This window comes from Mumia sp. ZJ1417 (assembly GCF_014127285.1).
In the GTDB taxonomy this organism is placed as follows: Bacteria; Actinomycetota; Actinomycetes; order Propionibacteriales; family Nocardioidaceae; genus Mumia.
In genome coordinates this window covers 1,272,736-1,287,990 of record NZ_CP059901.1, presented here as the reverse complement: position 1 = coordinate 1,287,990, position 15,255 = coordinate 1,272,736, and the positions used below count along the sequence as shown (strand labels likewise).

Here is a 15,255-nt window from a genome sequence, read left to right as displayed (position 1 = left end):
GCGGCGCCTGGCCCGCTCGACAGGGAAGGCGGACCAGGTGCCGCGTCGGGACGACCCAGGGGGATCGATGAGACCGCTCAGCTTCGCATGGCAGTTCGCCGCTTCAGGACTCGCTCGCCTCGCCTCGACGGACGTGTCGTGCGCCAACGCCCTCCACTCCGCCAACGAGCTCACCGCCGCACGCCGCGAACGCGAGGAGATCAGCGCGATGCTGGCCTCGCGAGCCCTCCCCGACCTGAGCTGACCGGCGTACGGCACCTTCCATCCGCCTGCCCCGGGACGTCATACGTTCCGCGGGTCGGGACCCACGATTTGTATGACGTCCCGGGGCGGGACGGGGCGGGCGGTGTCGCCTCAGGGGCTGACCGGAGTACGGCGGCGGCTTCGCGGCTGGCAACGAGGGCACCAGAACAGGTTGCGCCCGGCCAGCACCTCCGTACGCACCGGCGTCCCGCACACGAGACAGGGCATGTGCGTCCGCCGGTAGACATAGACCTCTCCCCCATGGTCGTCCTTGCGCGGCGCGCGCCCCATCGCCTCCGGCTCGTGCTCGGGCCGTACGGTGTCGATGCGGTTGTGCGTGACCCCGTACGCCATGAGCCCGACGAGGTCGCCCCACATCGCGTCCCACTCGGCCCGCCGGAGGAACCGTCCCTCCATGAAGGGGTCGAGGCCGTGCCGGAACAGCACCTCCGCGCGATAGACGTTGCCGACGCCTGCCAGGACCGACTGGTCCATGAGCAGCGCCCCGATCGTGATCTTCGAGCGGTTGATCCGGCGCCAGGCACGCTCGGGATCGGCGTCGTCGCGCAGCGGGTCGGGGCCGAGTTTGGCGAGGTAGGCGGCCTTCTCGTCCGGCGTGATCAGCGTGCACACCGTCGCGCCCCGCAGGTCGGCCCACGCCCGTACGGACTCCAGACGCCAGCGCACCTGCCCCACCACCGGGCGGGCCGAGAGGTCACCGATCGCGCTCGGGTCGGGCAGCCCGGAATGGATCGCGAGGCCCCCGATCAGCCCGAGGTGGATGCGGACCTGCTCCTCGAGCCCGGCGAACCGGACGAAGAGCTGCTTGCCGTACGCCTCCGCGCCCTCCATGACCCGCGAGCCGATCCGCGCGGCGCCCTCGGCGAAGCGTCCCTGCGGGCTCGATGACCAGGTCCTGTCACCGCCGAAGGCCGCATCGAGGTCGAGCGCGAGCCGGTGGAGGGTGTGTCCCTCGGGCACGCCTCAGAAGTCCTCTCGCCGCTCGGCGACCTCGGTGCCGCGCGACTCCTCGTACGCAGCGAGCAGCGAGATCCGGCGAGCGTGGCGCTCGACTCCGCTGAACGGCGTCGCGAGGAACGCCTCGACGATCGTGGTCGCCTCCTCGGTGGAGTGCATGCGGGCGCCGATGCCGACGACGTTGGCGTTGTTGTGCTCGCGGGCGAGCTGCGCCGTCTCGAGCGACCACGCGAGCGCCGCACGCACGCCGTCGACCTTGTTCGCGGCGATCTGCTCGCCGTTGCCGGAACCACCGATCACGACGCCCAGGCTGCCCAGGTCGGCGACGACGGCCTCGCCGGCGGCGAAGCAGAACGGCGGGTAGTCGTCCTCGGCGTCGTACGTGGCGGGACCGTGGTCCACGACGTCGTGCCCCTGATCGCGCAGGTGGGTCAGGAGGTGGTTCTTGAGCTCGAAGCCGGCGTGGTCGCAACCGAGGTGAACGCGCATGACGTCATTGTCCCAGCGTCGCTGCCAGGTCGCGCAACGTGCCCGAGACGAGCCGCACGGCCGACCGCGACTCGGCGAACTCCCACGGCCGGCGCCAGAAGCCGTGGGCCATCCCGAGCGCCCGCCAGGCGACGGTCGGGACGCCGGCATCGGTCAACCGCGCTGCATACGCCTCGGCCTCGTCGCGCACCAGGTCGTGCTCGGCGGTGATCACGAGGGTGGGCGGCTGTCCGGCAAGGTCGGGGGCGAGGAGCGGCGAGGCCTCGGGGTTGCGCTTGGCCTCGTCGGTGGGGGCGTACTGGTCCCAATACCAGTCCATGTCCGACGTCACGAAGTCGTAAGCGCCGCTCCCCTCCTCGCGCCGCGACACCGTGTCAGCGAAGGCGTCGACCGGCGGGTAGACGAGCACCTGGTACGCCAGCGCCTCCGGATCGCGGACGGACAGCCCGGCGATCATGTTGGCTCCGGAGGAGTCGCCGATCCCCGCGATCAGGGAGGTGTCGAGCTCGTACTCGTCGCCGTGCGCGCGCAACCAGGCGAGGGCGGTCGCGACGTCGTCGAGCGGCGCGGGGTATGGGGCCTCGGGGGCTCGGCGGTAGTCCACGGACAGCAGCGCCCAGCCGGTCGCGTTCGCCAGGTAGCGACAGAACGCGTCGTGGGTCTCCAGGTCGTGGAACACCCAGCCGCCGCCGTGGACGTACAGGAGGACCGGGACGTCGTCCTCCGGCCGGTAGAGGCGCACCGGCACCCCGTCCGCGTCGAGGTCGGCGACGTGCGCGACGTCGATGCGGATCGAGTCCGCGAGGGCCTCGGCACGGTCGGCGGCACGCTCTGCGGCGATGTCGTGGTCCATGCCGAGGACCCTAGCGCCTGCACTTTCCGTTGGCCCCCACGGAAAGTGGTCGGGGCGGAGCGGAGGCGGGTGGACCTCAGTCGAAGATCGGCTCGCGCGTCCGGGTGCGCTTGATCTCGAAGAAGCCGTCCGTCCCGGCGACGAGGAGGCAGCCGTCCCACAGCCGGCCCGCAGCCTCGCCCTTCGGCGCAGGCGACACGACCGGACCGAAGAACGCGATGCCGTTCACCGCGATGACGGGCGTGCCCACATCCGTACCGACGAGCTCCATCGCCCGCTCGTGAGAGGCCCGCAGGGCGTCGTCGTACGCGTCGGTGTCGGCGGCCTCGACCAGCTCGGGCTCCAGCCCGACCTCCTCCAGCGCCTCGGCGAGCACGGTCGCGTCGAGCGGACGGCCGCCGGGGTGCACGCGGGTGCCGATCGCGGTGTAGAGGTCGCGCAGGACGTGCGCACCGTGCTTCTGGGCGGCCGCCGTCGCGACGCGCACCGGGCCCCACCCGCGGTCGAGCATCTCGCGGTAGCGCTCGGGGAGGTCCTCGGCGTTCTCGTTGAGGACCGACAGGCTCATGACGTGGAAGCGGACCTCCACGTCGCGGACCTGCTCGACCTCGAGCAGCCAGCGCGACGTCATCCAGGCCCAGGGGCACAGCGGATCGAACCACATGTCAACGGTGTCGGACATGCTCACCTCTCGTCGGGGGTGTCGGCGAAACGCCGACGGATCGGAAGTCTCGCAGATCACAACAACGGACGACCGGCGTGCATTTCCTCGACCAGCGAGAAGGCGACAGGTTGGAGGTCACCGCCGTGGCGGCGGGCGACCTCACGCTGTCGCTGGTACGAGGCTCCGCCCTCGAGGATCGTCTCGATGTCGGCCAGCTCCGCAGCGCATCCCAGGCGCTCCGCGACAGGCTCGAGGAGGCGCAGCAGCCGTCGTACGTCCGTCGTGACGAGGTCCTCGTCGCCCTTCGCGTCGAGGATGAGGATCGCATCCATCCCGTACCGGGCCGAGCGCCACTTGTTCTCCTGGAGGAACCACTGCGGCAGGTCGGGCAGATCGCGGCCAGCATCGAGCTCGGACGAGAAGTGCTCGACGAGGCACTGCGTGAGCGCCGCGATCGCGAGCAGTTCGGAGAGCGCCGGCGTGCCGTCGCAGATCCGGACCTCCAGCGTGCCGAAGCGCGGCGACGGCCGGATGTCCCATCGAACCTCGGAGAAGTCATCGATGACGCCGGTGTGGAGCATGTCGTCGGTGTAGCGCTCGAGGTCGGACCACTCCTCGAGCCGGAACGGCAGTCCGGCCGTCGGCAGCTGCTGGAACATCAGCGCGCGGTTGGACGCGTACCCGGTGTCCTTGCCGCCCCAGAACGGCGACGATGCCGACAGCGCCTGGAGGTGGCCGAAGTAGGCGAGGACGGCCCGCATGATCGGGAGCACCTTGGCGCGGTCCTCGATGCCGACGTGGACGTGGACGCCGTAGATGAGCATCTGGCGGCCCCACCACTGCGTACGGTCGATGAGCGTGTTGTAACGCTCCTTGTCGGTGACCTTCTGGTGGTCCCACTGTGCGAACGGGTGCGTGCCCGCACACATCAGCTCGACGCGCAGCGGGCCCGTGACGTCGCGCACCTCGTCGATGCTGCGGCGCAGGTCACGGCCGGCATCAGCGATCCGCTCGTGGACGCCGGAGACGATCTCGACGGTGTTGAGCAGCAGCTCCTGGTGGACGTGCGGGTGCGGCGTCCCGTCAGGACCGGCCAGTGCGTCGAGCACCGTACGGGCGACCTGGCGGAGGTCGCCGGTGTCGGCGTCGACGAGCGCGAGCTCCCACTCGATGCCGACCGTGGAACGTCGCGACGTCGCGAAGGGCAGGGCCATGGCTCCATCCTGCCCGAGCCGGCCGTCAGGATCTCGTCGTCAGGACCGCTGTGACGGGTCCCACGGCGCGGGGCGTACGACGGCGACCCACACGGCGAACGCGAGAAGGGCGACGCCGACCAGGATGTCGACGACCACGTGGGTCTGGCGCCACCACACCATGTCGGTCGCCCCCTCGACCGTGTAGTGGCCGATGCCGATGAGGCCGCTGACCGAGTAGAACGCGAGTCCGACGACGCACGCGGCGCGCCGGTGGCGGAAGAACGCGATCACCCCGAGGACTCCGCACAGGGTGAAGACGAACCACGACGCCGCGATCACCTCCGCCGACGGCGCCGGCAGCCCGTCCGAGCCCGGTTGGGGGTATGAGGAGTAGTTCGCGACGTTGTCGATGTAGTGGATCACCGAGACCACGAGCGCGGCACCGACGAGCCAGAGGAGGACCGTGGCGCCGCGAGGGCGGTTGCGCGTGGCGGTGTCGACGGACATGCGAGCGACGCTAGTGCGCCGCGGGGTCACTCACAGCGTGTAGTCGAGCACGAACCCGTACCCGTCGTCGCTGTGACCCCCGAGGGTGATCGTCGCCTCGCCACGCAGCGACTCGAGCGCCCCGGTCCCCATGCCCTCGACCACCTCGACGGCGTCGGCGACGTCCATCTCGTGGTGGGAACCACGGTGCAGGAGCACACACGTGCCTTCGGCGCCGCCGATCGAGCCGGTGAAGCGCTCGACGGCGAGGACGGGCGCATCGCCCTGCTTGTACGTCATCAGGTAGTGAACGACGCCTTCTCCCTCGATGTCGCCGGAGTAGGTGTAGCGGACGGTGGCGCGGGTGATGCCGCGGTCGGGGTAGTAGGTGCCGTTCCGCTCGGCCCCGGTCCCGTCGATGTCCTCGACGACCGACTCCTCCCAGCCCGCGACGGTGAACGTGGTCTCTGCCTTCTTGTCGTGTGTCATGCCTACCATGCTCGTCGCGGAGCGCATGGCAGGTCTTGTACGAACGCGACATGCCTAGGCTGAGGGCATGCACGACCCCGGGGGGTATCCGCAGGCGATCGTCGGGCGTGCCGAGCCGATCGGCGTACGCCGGATCGAGTCGGCGTCGCCGGGTGTCGACTATCTCTGGCGTGTGCGCTGGGACATCGCCGAGCCGTACGAGCAGGCGGTCGTCCCGCAGCCGCGTGTACACCTCGCAGCCGAGGACGGGCGGCTGCTCGTGCACGGCGTCACCCGGCGGCCGTTCTCGCGACGGCTCGTCGGACGCGGGCACGTGCTCGGGGCGTCGTTCCTGCCCGGCGGGTTCCACGGCCGTCTGCGAGGGCCGGTAGGCGGGTTGTCAGACGTGGTCCGGCCCGCCGGCGAGGTGCTCGGTGTCGACGACCGCCCGTACGCCGCGCGCATCCTCACACCCGACGCGACGGACGAGGCGATGGTCGACGTGCTGACGGGCTATCTGGCCGAGGTCGGGTACGAAGCTGATCCTCGGGCGGAGGAGGTCGGGTCCCTCGTCACGGAGGCAGAGCGTGACCGGACGCTCGTGCGCGCTGACGCGTTGGCGGCACGAGGTGGCGTGAGCCTGCGGACGCTGCAGCGCGAGTTCGCGACGTACGTCGGCATCGGACCCAAGTGGGTGCTGCAGCGGTTCCGGCTGCTCGACGCCGCCGCGGCAGCGCGCTCGGGCGAGGCCGTGGACTGGGCCGCGCTCGCGGTCGCGCTCGGCTTCACCGACCAGGCCCACCTCGTACGGCGTTTCACCGAGGTCGTCGGCACGCCTCCCGCGACGTACGCCCGCGAGGTGGGCGACCCCGCCGGTTGAGCCTGTCGCCCCCCGCTCGTGGCCCCTGGGACCAGCCCAATGACAGGATGGACCCCATGCCAGGAACCAACCTCACGCGCAACGAAGCGCAGGAGCGGGCTGCGCTCCTCGACGTCCACCACTACGCCGTCGACCTCGATCTGACCGTCTCCGACACCGAGTTCGCGTCGACCACCGTCGTCCGGTTCTCGAGCAACCAGGCGGGCGCGTCGACGTTCGCGGACCTGGTCGAGGCACGCGAGCCCAAGATCTGGCTCAACGGCACCGAGATCGACGCGTCGGCGTACGAGGACCACCGCATCGCGCTCACCGCTCTCGTCGAGGGCGAGAACGAGCTGCGGGTCGAGACACGGCTCCCCTACTCCCGTACGGGCGAGGGCCTGCACCGCTTCGTCGACCCGGCCGACGACCGCCTCTATCTCTACACGCAGTTCGAGGTGCCCGACGCCCGCCGCGTGTACGCGACGTTCGAGCAGCCGGACCTCAAGGCAACCTTCACGTTCACGATCGACGCGCCGAGCGGCTGGACCGTCGTCTCGAACTCCCCCACCCCCGAGCCGACCTCGGTCCGCGACGGGGTCGACCGCTGGGCATTCGCCGAGACCAAGCGCATGTCGACCTACATCACCGCGCTGATCGCCGGCGAGTACGAGACGATCACCGACACCTACAAGGGTGAGTACGGCACGATCCCGCTGGGCATCCAGGTCCGCAAGAGCCTGCGCGAGCACGTCGACGCCGACGAGATCTTCGAGATCACCAAGCAGGGCTTCGGGTTCTTCGAGGGTGCCTTCGAGATGGGCTACCCGTTCGGCAAGTACGACCAGGCGTTCGTGCCGGAGTACAACATGGGCGCGATGGAGAACGCCGGCGCGGTGACGTACCGCGACGAGTACATCTTCCGCAGCCGCCAGACCCACGCCGCGTACGAGAGCCGCGCCAACACGATCCTCCACGAGATGGCGCACATGTGGTTCGGCGACCTCGTGACGATGAAGTGGTGGGACGACCTCTGGCTCAACGAGTCGTTCGCGGAGTTCGCCTCGCACCACGCCGAGGTCAACGCCACGAAGTACACCGGCGCCTGGACCGGCTTCACCAACCAGCGCAAGAACTGGGCGTACCGCCAGGACCAGCTGCCCTCGACGCACCCGATCGCGGCCGACAACTACGACCTGCACGCGGTCGAGGCGAACTTCGACGGCATCACGTACGCCAAGGGGGCCTCGACGCTCAAGCAGCTCGTCGCGTGGGTCGGCGAGAAGGACTTCTTCGCCGGTCTGCGGGCGTACTTCGCCAAGCACGCCTACGGCAACACCGAGCTCAAGGACCTGCTGGCCGAGCTCGAGACGGCGTCCGGCCGCGAGCTGACCACGTGGGCGCAAGAGTGGCTGCAGACCTCCGGCGTCAACACGCTGCGTCCGCGCTTCGTCGTCGACGCGAGCGGCGGGTTCACGTCGTTCGCGGTCGAGCAGACCGCCATCGAGGCGTACCCCACGCTGCGCCGTCACCGCATCGCGATCGGCCTCTACGACTACACCGATGCCGGCCTCGTGCGCCGCACCCGTGTCGAGACCGACATCGAGGGAGCGCTCACCGAGGTCGACGCGCTGATCGGTCAGAAGCAGCCCGACCTGGTGCTGCTCAACGACGACGACCTGACGTACGCCAAGATCCGCCTCGACGAGCAGTCCCTCCAGACACTCACGACCTCGATCGCCGACATCGACGACTCGCTGGCGCGCGCGCTGTGCTGGGGTGCCGCGTGGGACATGCTCCGCGACGCCGAGCTGCCCGCCCGCCAGTTCGTGCCGATCGTGCTCGCCGGCGTCGGCACCGAGTCCGACCTGACGGCGGTGCAGACGCTGCTGCGCCAGGGCGCCTCGGCCGTCTCGCTGTTCTCGGCGCCTGACAACCGCGACGCTCTCGCCGCACAGTGGGAGCGGGGTGTGCGTGCGCTGCTCGACGCCGCCGCGCCGGGGTCGGACCACCAGCTCGCCTTCGTCCGCGCGTACGCCGGCGCTGCCGAGTCCGACGACGCGATCGCGTACGTCAAGGGGCTGCTCGACGGCTCCGTGACGCCCGAGGGTCTCGCCGTCGACACCGACCTGCGCTGGACCCTGGTCGCCGGGCTCGCCCGTGCGGGCGCCTTCGGCGATGCCGAGATCGACGCCGAGCTCGCGCGCGACAACACCATCTCCGGCCAGGAGAACGCCTCCGGCGCGCGCGCTGGCCGTCCGGACGCCGCCGCGAAGGAGGTCGCGTGGGACGCGGTCGTCGTCCGCGACGACTTGCCGAACGAGACGCAGCGCAGCATCGCTCGCGCCTTCCAGCAGCCCGGACAGGCCGAGCTGCTGCAGCCGTACGTCGACCGCTACCTCGAGACCGCTCGTACGGTCATCGAGAAGGGCGTGTGGCGTGCCTCGGAGATCCTCGAGAGCTTCTTCCCTCGGGCCAACCCGTCCGCGGAGAACCTCGCGACGATCGACGCGTGGCTCGCGGCAGAGGTCGATCTCGACGCGACAACTCGCCGGTACGTGAGCGAGGGCCGTTCGGACCTCGCCCGCGCCCTCGCCGCCCAGGAGCGCGACGCCGCGGTCTGACCCTGGCCGCCCCACGATTTGACCGCCTATCCACCTTGGTCCGACCGAATGCGGTGGATAACCGGTCAAATCGTGGGGCGCGCGCGTACGGGACCCTCAGGCCTCGATGTCGACGTCCTTGGTCTCCTTGCCGACACGAGCGCGGTCAGGGTGAGCCCGCCCATCACGGCCAGGTAGACGCCCACCCAGAACGGGCTGCCGACCGGTGACGCATGAGCCGGCGGGTGCGCCTCGGAGGCATGCGACCGGAGATGCGATCGTGATGCACCGGCGACCGTACGCCTGTGACCGAGGCCGCAGTCCACCCAGGTGGGCCCGCAGGAGGGCGTACGGTCAGCGCGCCGGGCCGCGCAGACCGGCCGCGACGAGGGCGCGCTGAATCGTACGGTCGCGCTCGAGCGGATCCGGGATGAAGCTGATGTCGCGCAGTCCCTGGGCCTGCGCGGCAGATTCGAAGACGAAGTGTCCGTAGCCCAAGATCCGTCCCAGCAGCGTGCGCTCGACCGTGATGTCGAGGATTCGGGCCATCGGCATCGTCGCGACCTTCACCTCGAAGACCCCTCGGATCTTGAGCACGCGATGGTTGGTGATGACGAAGACGTCGAGGTGCTGCTCGGAGGCCCTGAACATGCCGAACCCGATGATCCCCACCCCCACCAGCGCAAGCACCCCGGCGACCGAGATCGGCAGCAGCGGAAACATCGCGATGAGCAGCACCCCGCCAGACACGATCGCGTACGGCATCACGAAGACGACCCAGTGGTGGCGGACGACGTCCTTGACTCGTTCGCCGTCGTCGAGGAGCAGGAGCTTGCCGATGTTGCGATCGGGTACCAGCCTCAGGACCCTGCGCAGCACGACATTCCCCCCGTCAGGTCAGCAGTGATTGGAGGAAGGACGCGAGCTGGCCGAGGGCGTCGGTGATCCACCCGAAGATCAGCTCGACGGTGTCGGCAGCCCCCGTGGGATTTGTGAGCAGGAAGTAGACCACGAAGATCACCACGACGACGCTGATCGCCTTTTTCACCACGGCTGCCTTTCTCGGGGGCAGAAAGCTGCGGGCACACTCTCGGATGTTTATAGCGGAAAGGACTGGGCGCTGTCGCCAGGCGCGCCGTGATCAGCGTCACAGGCTGTCGAGGAGCCGCCTCGACGCCGTGAAAGGGTCGCTCTTGCCGGCGACGACATCGGCCGCGAGGGCGTCGATCCGGTGGTCCCCGTGGAGGGCCGCGAACCGCGTCCGCAGCTCGGTCGTCGCGAGGTTCTCGATCTCGTCGCGGGTGCGCCGCTGGCGTCGCCGCACGAGCTCGCCGCTGGTGCGCAGGTGCGAGAAGTGGGCGTCGAGCGAGGCCACGACCTCGTCGATCCCTTCCTCGCGGTACGCGACGGTGAGCACGATCGGGGGTTTCCACGCCGCGTCGGGACGGTCGGTCAGCGAGAGCATCCCTCGCAGCTCGCGGCGTACCTGCCGTGCACCGTCCCGGTCAGCCTTGTTGACGACGTAGACGTCGCCGATCTCCAGGATCCCGGCCTTCGCCGCCTGGATGCCGTCGCCCATCCCTGGCGCGAGCAGCACGACGGTCGTGTCGGCGAGCCCGGCGACCTCGATCTCGGACTGCCCGACACCGACGGTCTCGACGAGGATCACGTCGCACCCTGCGGCATCGAGGACACGCAGCGCCTGCGGGGCGGCCCAGGCGAGCCCACCGAGGTGGCCGCGGGTCGCCATCGAGCGGATGAAGACGCCGGGGTCTCCCGCATGGTCCTGCATCCTGATCCGGTCGCCCAGCAGCGCGCCTCCGGAGAACGGCGACGACGGGTCGACCGCGAGGACGCCGACCTTGCGGCCCTGCGCTCGGAGCGCGGCGACGAGCGCACCCGTCGTCGTCGACTTCCCGACCCCGGGCGAGCCGGTCAGACCGATGATCTGCGCATGCCCCGCGTGCGGCGCGAGAGCCGCGCTGACCTCGGGGAGCAGCGGCGACGCATCCTCGACGAGTGAGATCAGGCGCGCGACCGCACGCGCGTCGCCGCCGGTGGCTCGTCCGACGAGCTCACCGACGGCGACGGAACGACGTGCCATCAGGATCGCGTCCGCGTCCTGCGGCGCACCGAAGGACGGGTCACTGCTGCGGGACGCGCACGATCAGGGCGTCGCCCTGACCGCCGCCGCCGCACAGCGCCGCCGCTCCGACGCCGCCACCACGGCGCGCCAGCTCGAGCGCGAGGTGGAGGACGATGCGTGCACCGCTCATGCCGATCGGGTGCCCGAGCGAGATCGCGCCGCCGTTGACGTTGACCTTGTCCTCGTCGATGCCGAGGGCACGCTGGCTGGCGATACCGACGGCGGCGAAGGCCTCGTTGACCTCGACGAGATCGAGGTCGGCGGGCGCGATGCCCTCCTTCTCGCACGCCTTGACGATCGCGTTGGCAGGCTGGAGCTGCAGCGTCGAGTCGGGGCCGGCGACGGTCGCGGCGGCGCCGATCTCGGCGATCCAGGTCAGACCGAGCTCCTCGGCCTTCTCCTTGGCCATGACGACGACCGCGCAGGCGCCGTCGGAGATCTGCGAGGCGGTGCCGGCGGTGATCGTCCCCTCCTTGGCGAAGGCCGGGCGCAGCTTGGCGAGCGACTCGGGAGTCGTGTCCCCACGGACACCCTCGTCGGCCGAGACGGTCACCGTCTCGCGGCGTCCGGCGATCTCGACCGGCACGATCTCGTCGTCGAAGAGGCCGTTCTTCTGCGCGGCGGCCGCGAGCTGGTGCGAACGCGCGCCGAACGCGTCCTGCTCCTCACGCGAGAGCGCATCGACATCGGCGTTGCGGCCCTCGGTGAGCTTGCCCATCGCCTGGTCGGTCAGCGCGTCCCACAGGCCGTCGTACTCCATGTGGTCGAGCATCGTCGTCGCGCCGTACTTGAAGCCCTCGCGTGAGCCCTTGAGCAGGTGCGGCGCCTGGGTCATCGACTCCTGGCCGCCCGCGACGACGACGTCGAACTCGCCCGCGCGAATCAGCTGGTCGGCGGTGGCGATCGCACTGATGCCCGAAAGGCACACCTTGTTGATCGTGACAGAGGGGACGTCCAGCGGGATGCCGCCCTTGTACGCCGCCTGGCGTGCAGGCATCTGGCCGGCGCCGGCGCTGAGGACCTGGCCCATGATCACGTAGTCGACCTGCTCGCCGGTGATCCCAGCCTTCTCCAGCGCCCCCTTGATGGCGACGCCGCCGAGGTCGGCTGCCGACTGGGACTTCAGGCCCCCGAGGAGCCGACCGATCGGGGTGCGCGCCCCCGCGACGATGACGGACTGACGAGACATGGGATCTCCTTACGAAGCGCGACTGCGCGATGTCTGCGGCCGAGACGGCGTGCTCTGGTGGGGTGCACGATACCCGCCCGTAACATCGGCTACCCCCTCGGTGAGGAAGGTCACAGGCTGGACGGCCAGGCGCCGCGCGGGGCCCTCGTGTCCTATCGTGCCCCGCATGGTTCCCGAACACCTCCTCATCGCCATCGACCACGTCGGCATCGCCGTGCCCGACCTCGACGAGGCCCTCGAGTTCTACGCGAACGTCTTCGGCCTGCACTCGGTGCACGAGGAGATCAACGAGGAGCAGGGGGTGCGTGAGGCGATGCTCGCCATCGGCGACACCGACCAGCGCATCCAGCTCCTCGCGCCGCTCTCCGACGAGTCGACGATCGCCAAGTTCCTCACCCGCAACGGGCCGGGCATCCAGCAGCTCGCCTACCGGGTGACCGACATCGAGGCGGTCGCCCAGACCCTGCGCGACCGCGGGATGCGCCTGCTGTACGACCAGCCGCGCCGCGGCACGTCCGACAGCCGCGTGAACTTCGTCCACCCGAAGGACGCCGGCGGCATCCTCGTCGAGCTCGTCGAGCCGGCCAAGACCGACACCGCCCACTGACGCTCCGCCGTCATCTCAGGCCCAGCGCAGCGTGACCCTCTGACCGGGGCGCGCCTGCGCGGCACGGTCGACGTCGGCGTCGGTCACGACAGCGACCACCGGATATCCCCCGGTGACCGGGTGGTCAGCGAGGAACACCACCGGCTGGCCGCTCGGCGGCACCTGGACCGCCCCGCGGTACGCACCCTCCGAGGGCATCGCCGTGTGCGGGTCTCGCAGCGTCAGCGCACGGCCGTCGAGCCGCATCCCGACGCGGTCGGCAGCGGGCGAGACGGTCCACGCCGCGGCGACGAGCGCGTCGGGGTCGCGCACCATCTCGTCTCGCGGGCCTCGGACCACCCGCAGGACGATCTCCTCGTACGCACGCTGCGGCACCGCGTCCACGCGCGGGTACGCCTGCGGGGGCGGACCGACCGGCAGCACCGTGCCGGGCGCCAGCGGCTCCGGGCCGATCCCCGCGAGCACGTCGCGGCTCCGTGACCCCAGGACCGGGGGGACGTCGACACCGCCACGGACCCCGACGTACGACCGGAGCCCGCTGGTCGGCGTCCCGAGCCGGACGGTCTCTCCGGAACGGACCCGCACGGGGGCGTACGGTGCGGCAGCGCGGCGCCCGACCGTGAGCGGGACGGGTGCGCCGGTCACGGCCACCCACGCGTCGCCTCCTCGTACGACGAGCGCGAGCCCTCCGAGGGTCACCTCGATCGCGGCCAGCTCCTCGCCGTTGCCGAGCAGCCGGTTGGCCAGGCGCAGCGCGCTGCGGTCGGCCGCTCCCGAACGGCCCACGCCGATCGCGGCGTGCCCGGGGCGCCCGAGGTCCTCGACGAGAGCGAGAGGGCCGCTGCGCACCACCTCCAGCACCGTCGTCACGACCGGTCCTCCACGAACCGGACGACCGCACCCGGCCTCAGCAGGGCGGGCGGGTCGCGACACAGGTCCCACATCGCCGCCTCCGTCGTCCCGATCAGCTGCCAGCCGCCAGGCGAGGAGCGGGGGTAGACCCCCGTGTACTCCCCTGCCAGCCCGACCGCGCCCGCCGGGACGGCCGTACGGGCACTCTCGCGTCGCGGCACGTGCAGCCGCGGATCGCCCCCGGTGAGGTAGCCGAAGCCCGGCGCGAATCCCCCGAACGCCACCCGCCACACGCTCTGCGTGTGCGCGCGCACGACCTGCGCCTCGCTCAGACCGGTCATCCGCGCCACGTCGCGCAGGTCGGGCCCGTCGTAGCGCACGGGAATCTCGACCTCCGCGCTCCTCGACGCGTCCGCCGCCACGTCGGCGGCCCGGACGCGCAGCGACCGCAAGGAGGCCGTGAGCGCGGCGAGGTCGGCGCCGTCGCGCGCGACCACGAGCAGCGTCGCCGCCGCGGGAACGACGTCAGCGACCTCGTCGGGTGCCGCTGCGCGCACGGCTGCGTCCCACGCGACAACCTCCGCCGCCCCGTCGAGCTCGACCATCAGCGCGCGGTCGCCGTACGGCACGATCCGGACAGACACGTCGACCGCCCTCTCAGACGAACGCGCCGAGCGTCACGCCGACCGCCTCGAGCTCGGCACGCACTCGGCGCGCGAGCTCGACTGTGCCGGGCGTGTCGCCGTGGACGCAGACCGAGTCGGCACTGATGTCGACGACGCTCCCGTCGACGGTCTCGACCCGCCCCTCGACGACCATCCGGACCACCCGGCTCGCGACGACGTCGGGGTCGATCAAGACGGCCCCGGGCTGCGTACGGCTCACGAGGTGGGCCTCAGGCGTGTACGCGCGGTCCGCGAACGCCTCGCGGACGGTCCGCAGCCCCAGGCGGGTGCCCCACTCCAGAAGCTGCGAGCCGGGAAGCCCGAGCAGCGGGAGTCCCGGGTCGTACGCACGGACGGCCTCGGCGACCGCACGTGCCTGCGTCTTATGGTGGACCGTCGCGTTGTAGAGCGCGCCGTGGGGTTTCACGTAGCGCACGCGGGTGCCGGAGGCGCGGGCGAGCCCGTCGAGCGCCCCGATCTGATAGAGCACGTCGTCCGCCAGCTCCTCAGGGTCCATGTCGATGAAACGGCGCCCGAAGCCGGCGAGGTCGCGATAGCTCACCTGCGCACCGACGGCCACCGCGTTCTCGGCGGCGTGCTCGCAGCTCCGGCGCAGCGTACGGGCGTCGCCGGCGTGGAACCCGCAGGCGATGTTGGCGCTGGTGACGACCTGGAGGATCGCGGTGTCGTCACCGAGCTCCCAGCGCCCGAAGGACTCGCCGACGTCGCTGTTGAGGTCGAGTGTGATCACAGAACTCCCTGAATGAGGACGAGCGCGGTCCACGCTACCCCTGCCGGGGACGGTGGCGGAGCAGAGCGATAATGGCGCGAGATGCCGCTTCAGGGCCAGAAGCCCGGGCCGTACCGACGCACGCCGCGCCACGCCCGCGAGCGATGTCGGTCACCTTTTCGCGCCCCGGCCGATTACCGATGAGTAATATCCGCGTAACGCAACCG

Annotated in this window: 18 protein-coding genes; 4 read left to right on the top strand and 14 right to left on the bottom strand. The window is 70.8% G+C overall.

From position 1 onward, the window contains the following. Positions 1-67: 67 nt before the first annotated feature. Positions 68-244, top strand: coding sequence for a hypothetical protein (locus H4N58_RS06185; RefSeq protein ID WP_167007633.1), 177 nt, complete (start codon positions 68-70; stop codon positions 242-244). A gap of 110 nt (positions 245-354) precedes the next feature. Here the strand turns inward: H4N58_RS06185 and H4N58_RS06180 are convergent, their stop codons facing one another. From H4N58_RS06180 to H4N58_RS06150, 7 genes are all read right to left on the bottom strand, one after another. Next, positions 355-1,224 carry an Fpg/Nei family DNA glycosylase gene (locus tag H4N58_RS06180; protein ID WP_167251993.1) on the bottom strand — a complete coding sequence of 290 codons (870 nt, stop codon included), beginning with the start codon at positions 1,222-1,224 and terminating at the stop codon, positions 355-357. 3 nt (positions 1,225-1,227) lie between these two features. After that, positions 1,228-1,710 (bottom strand): ribose-5-phosphate isomerase, encoded by a 483-nt coding sequence (locus tag H4N58_RS06175; RefSeq protein WP_167007629.1) that lies wholly within the window; start codon positions 1,708-1,710, stop codon positions 1,228-1,230. Between the two features lie 4 nt (positions 1,711-1,714). Beyond that, the gene (locus H4N58_RS06170; protein ID WP_167007626.1) at positions 1,715-2,563 is read right to left on the bottom strand and encodes an alpha/beta hydrolase; all 849 of its coding nucleotides are present in this window, start codon (positions 2,561-2,563) and stop codon (positions 1,715-1,717) included. Positions 2,564-2,639: 76 nt separating this feature from the next. After that, positions 2,640-3,245: a DsbA family protein gene (locus H4N58_RS06165; RefSeq protein WP_167007623.1), complete on the bottom strand. Its 606-nt coding sequence runs from the start codon at positions 3,243-3,245 to the stop codon at positions 2,640-2,642. A 56-nt stretch (positions 3,246-3,301) separates the two neighbouring features. Next, complete coding sequence (locus H4N58_RS06160) at positions 3,302-4,441, bottom strand: glutamate--cysteine ligase (RefSeq protein WP_167007620.1); 1,140 nt, start codon at positions 4,439-4,441, stop codon at positions 3,302-3,304. A gap of 39 nt (positions 4,442-4,480) precedes the next feature. After that, on the bottom strand, positions 4,481-4,930 hold the full coding sequence (locus H4N58_RS06155) for a hypothetical protein (RefSeq protein ID WP_167251994.1): 450 nt from the start codon (positions 4,928-4,930) through the stop codon (positions 4,481-4,483). 30 nt (positions 4,931-4,960) lie between these two features. Continuing rightward, positions 4,961-5,398, bottom strand: coding sequence for a DUF3224 domain-containing protein (locus H4N58_RS06150; RefSeq protein ID WP_167251995.1), 438 nt, complete (start codon positions 5,396-5,398; stop codon positions 4,961-4,963). A 67-nt stretch (positions 5,399-5,465) separates the two neighbouring features. Between H4N58_RS06150 and H4N58_RS06145 the strand changes: the two genes are divergently transcribed. Beyond that, positions 5,466-6,257 carry an AraC family transcriptional regulator gene (locus H4N58_RS06145; RefSeq protein ID WP_167007611.1) on the top strand — a complete coding sequence of 264 codons (792 nt, stop codon included), beginning with the start codon at positions 5,466-5,468 and terminating at the stop codon, positions 6,255-6,257. 56 nt (positions 6,258-6,313) lie between these two features. Continuing rightward, on the top strand, positions 6,314-8,860 hold the full coding sequence (pepN, locus tag H4N58_RS06140; protein WP_167251996.1) for an aminopeptidase N: 2,547 nt from the start codon (positions 6,314-6,316) through the stop codon (positions 8,858-8,860). A gap of 333 nt (positions 8,861-9,193) precedes the next feature. On the opposite strand, the gene H4N58_RS06135 is transcribed toward pepN, so the two are convergent. The 4 genes from H4N58_RS06135 to H4N58_RS06120 all read right to left on the bottom strand — a co-directional run bounded on the left by H4N58_RS06135 (position 9,194) and on the right by H4N58_RS06120 (position 12,174). Then, a complete protein-coding gene (locus H4N58_RS06135; protein WP_167007605.1) occupies positions 9,194-9,718 on the bottom strand; it encodes a PH domain-containing protein in 525 nt (174 codons plus the stop codon). 13 nt (positions 9,719-9,731) lie between these two features. Continuing rightward, a complete protein-coding gene (locus tag H4N58_RS06130; RefSeq protein ID WP_167007602.1) occupies positions 9,732-9,890 on the bottom strand; it encodes a hypothetical protein in 159 nt (52 codons plus the stop codon). 96 nt (positions 9,891-9,986) lie between these two features. Continuing rightward, positions 9,987-10,943, bottom strand: coding sequence for a methylmalonyl Co-A mutase-associated GTPase MeaB (gene meaB, locus H4N58_RS06125; protein ID WP_167251997.1), 957 nt, complete (start codon positions 10,941-10,943; stop codon positions 9,987-9,989). A 40-nt stretch (positions 10,944-10,983) separates the two neighbouring features. Next, positions 10,984-12,174, bottom strand: coding sequence for an acetyl-CoA C-acetyltransferase (locus tag H4N58_RS06120; protein ID WP_167007598.1), 1,191 nt, complete (start codon positions 12,172-12,174; stop codon positions 10,984-10,986). Between the two features lie 166 nt (positions 12,175-12,340). Here H4N58_RS06120 and mce point away from each other — a divergent pair, with 166 nt between their 5' ends. After that, entirely contained in the window at positions 12,341-12,781 is a 441-nt protein-coding gene (gene mce, locus H4N58_RS06115; protein WP_167007595.1) for a methylmalonyl-CoA epimerase, read from the top strand. A gap of 15 nt (positions 12,782-12,796) precedes the next feature. Here the strand turns inward: mce and H4N58_RS06110 are convergent, their stop codons facing one another. The 3 genes from H4N58_RS06110 to H4N58_RS06100 are packed head-to-tail and all read right to left on the bottom strand — an operon-like array spanning position 12,797 to position 15,049. Continuing rightward, on the bottom strand, positions 12,797-13,651 hold the full coding sequence (locus H4N58_RS06110) for a biotin-dependent carboxyltransferase family protein (RefSeq protein WP_167251998.1): 855 nt from the start codon (positions 13,649-13,651) through the stop codon (positions 12,797-12,799). Next, positions 13,648-14,277, bottom strand: coding sequence for a 5-oxoprolinase subunit PxpB (gene pxpB, locus H4N58_RS06105; protein ID WP_243843090.1), 630 nt, complete (start codon positions 14,275-14,277; stop codon positions 13,648-13,650). The genes H4N58_RS06110 and pxpB overlap by 4 nt, the downstream gene beginning before the upstream one ends. A gap of 13 nt (positions 14,278-14,290) precedes the next feature. Beyond that, positions 14,291-15,049: a LamB/YcsF family protein gene (locus H4N58_RS06100; RefSeq protein ID WP_208322494.1), complete on the bottom strand. Its 759-nt coding sequence runs from the start codon at positions 15,047-15,049 to the stop codon at positions 14,291-14,293. Between the last annotated feature and the right edge of the window lie 206 nt (positions 15,050-15,255).

Coding starts and splice junctions, on each gene's coding strand:
- H4N58_RS06185 (WP_167007633.1), top strand. CDS start 68: ATGAGACCGCTCAGCTTCGCATGGCAGTTCGCCGCTTCAGGACTCGCT.
- H4N58_RS06175 (WP_167007629.1), bottom strand. CDS start 1,710: ATGCGCGTTCACCTCGGTTGCGACCACGCCGGCTTCGAGCTCAAGAAC.
- H4N58_RS06170 (WP_167007626.1), bottom strand. CDS start 2,563: ATGGACCACGACATCGCCGCAGAGCGTGCCGCCGACCGTGCCGAGGCC.
- H4N58_RS06165 (WP_167007623.1), bottom strand. CDS start 3,245: ATGTCCGACACCGTTGACATGTGGTTCGATCCGCTGTGCCCCTGGGCC.
- H4N58_RS06160 (WP_167007620.1), bottom strand. CDS start 4,441: ATGGCCCTGCCCTTCGCGACGTCGCGACGTTCCACGGTCGGCATCGAG.
- H4N58_RS06155 (WP_167251994.1), bottom strand. CDS start 4,930: ATGTCCGTCGACACCGCCACGCGCAACCGCCCTCGCGGCGCCACGGTC.
- H4N58_RS06150 (WP_167251995.1), bottom strand. CDS start 5,398: ATGACACACGACAAGAAGGCAGAGACCACGTTCACCGTCGCGGGCTGG.
- H4N58_RS06145 (WP_167007611.1), top strand. CDS start 5,466: ATGCACGACCCCGGGGGGTATCCGCAGGCGATCGTCGGGCGTGCCGAG.
- pepN (WP_167251996.1), top strand. CDS start 6,314: ATGCCAGGAACCAACCTCACGCGCAACGAAGCGCAGGAGCGGGCTGCG.
- meaB (WP_167251997.1), bottom strand. CDS start 10,943: ATGGCACGTCGTTCCGTCGCCGTCGGTGAGCTCGTCGGACGAGCCACC.
- H4N58_RS06120 (WP_167007598.1), bottom strand. CDS start 12,174: ATGTCTCGTCAGTCCGTCATCGTCGCGGGGGCGCGCACCCCGATCGGT.
- mce (WP_167007595.1), top strand. CDS start 12,341: ATGGTTCCCGAACACCTCCTCATCGCCATCGACCACGTCGGCATCGCC.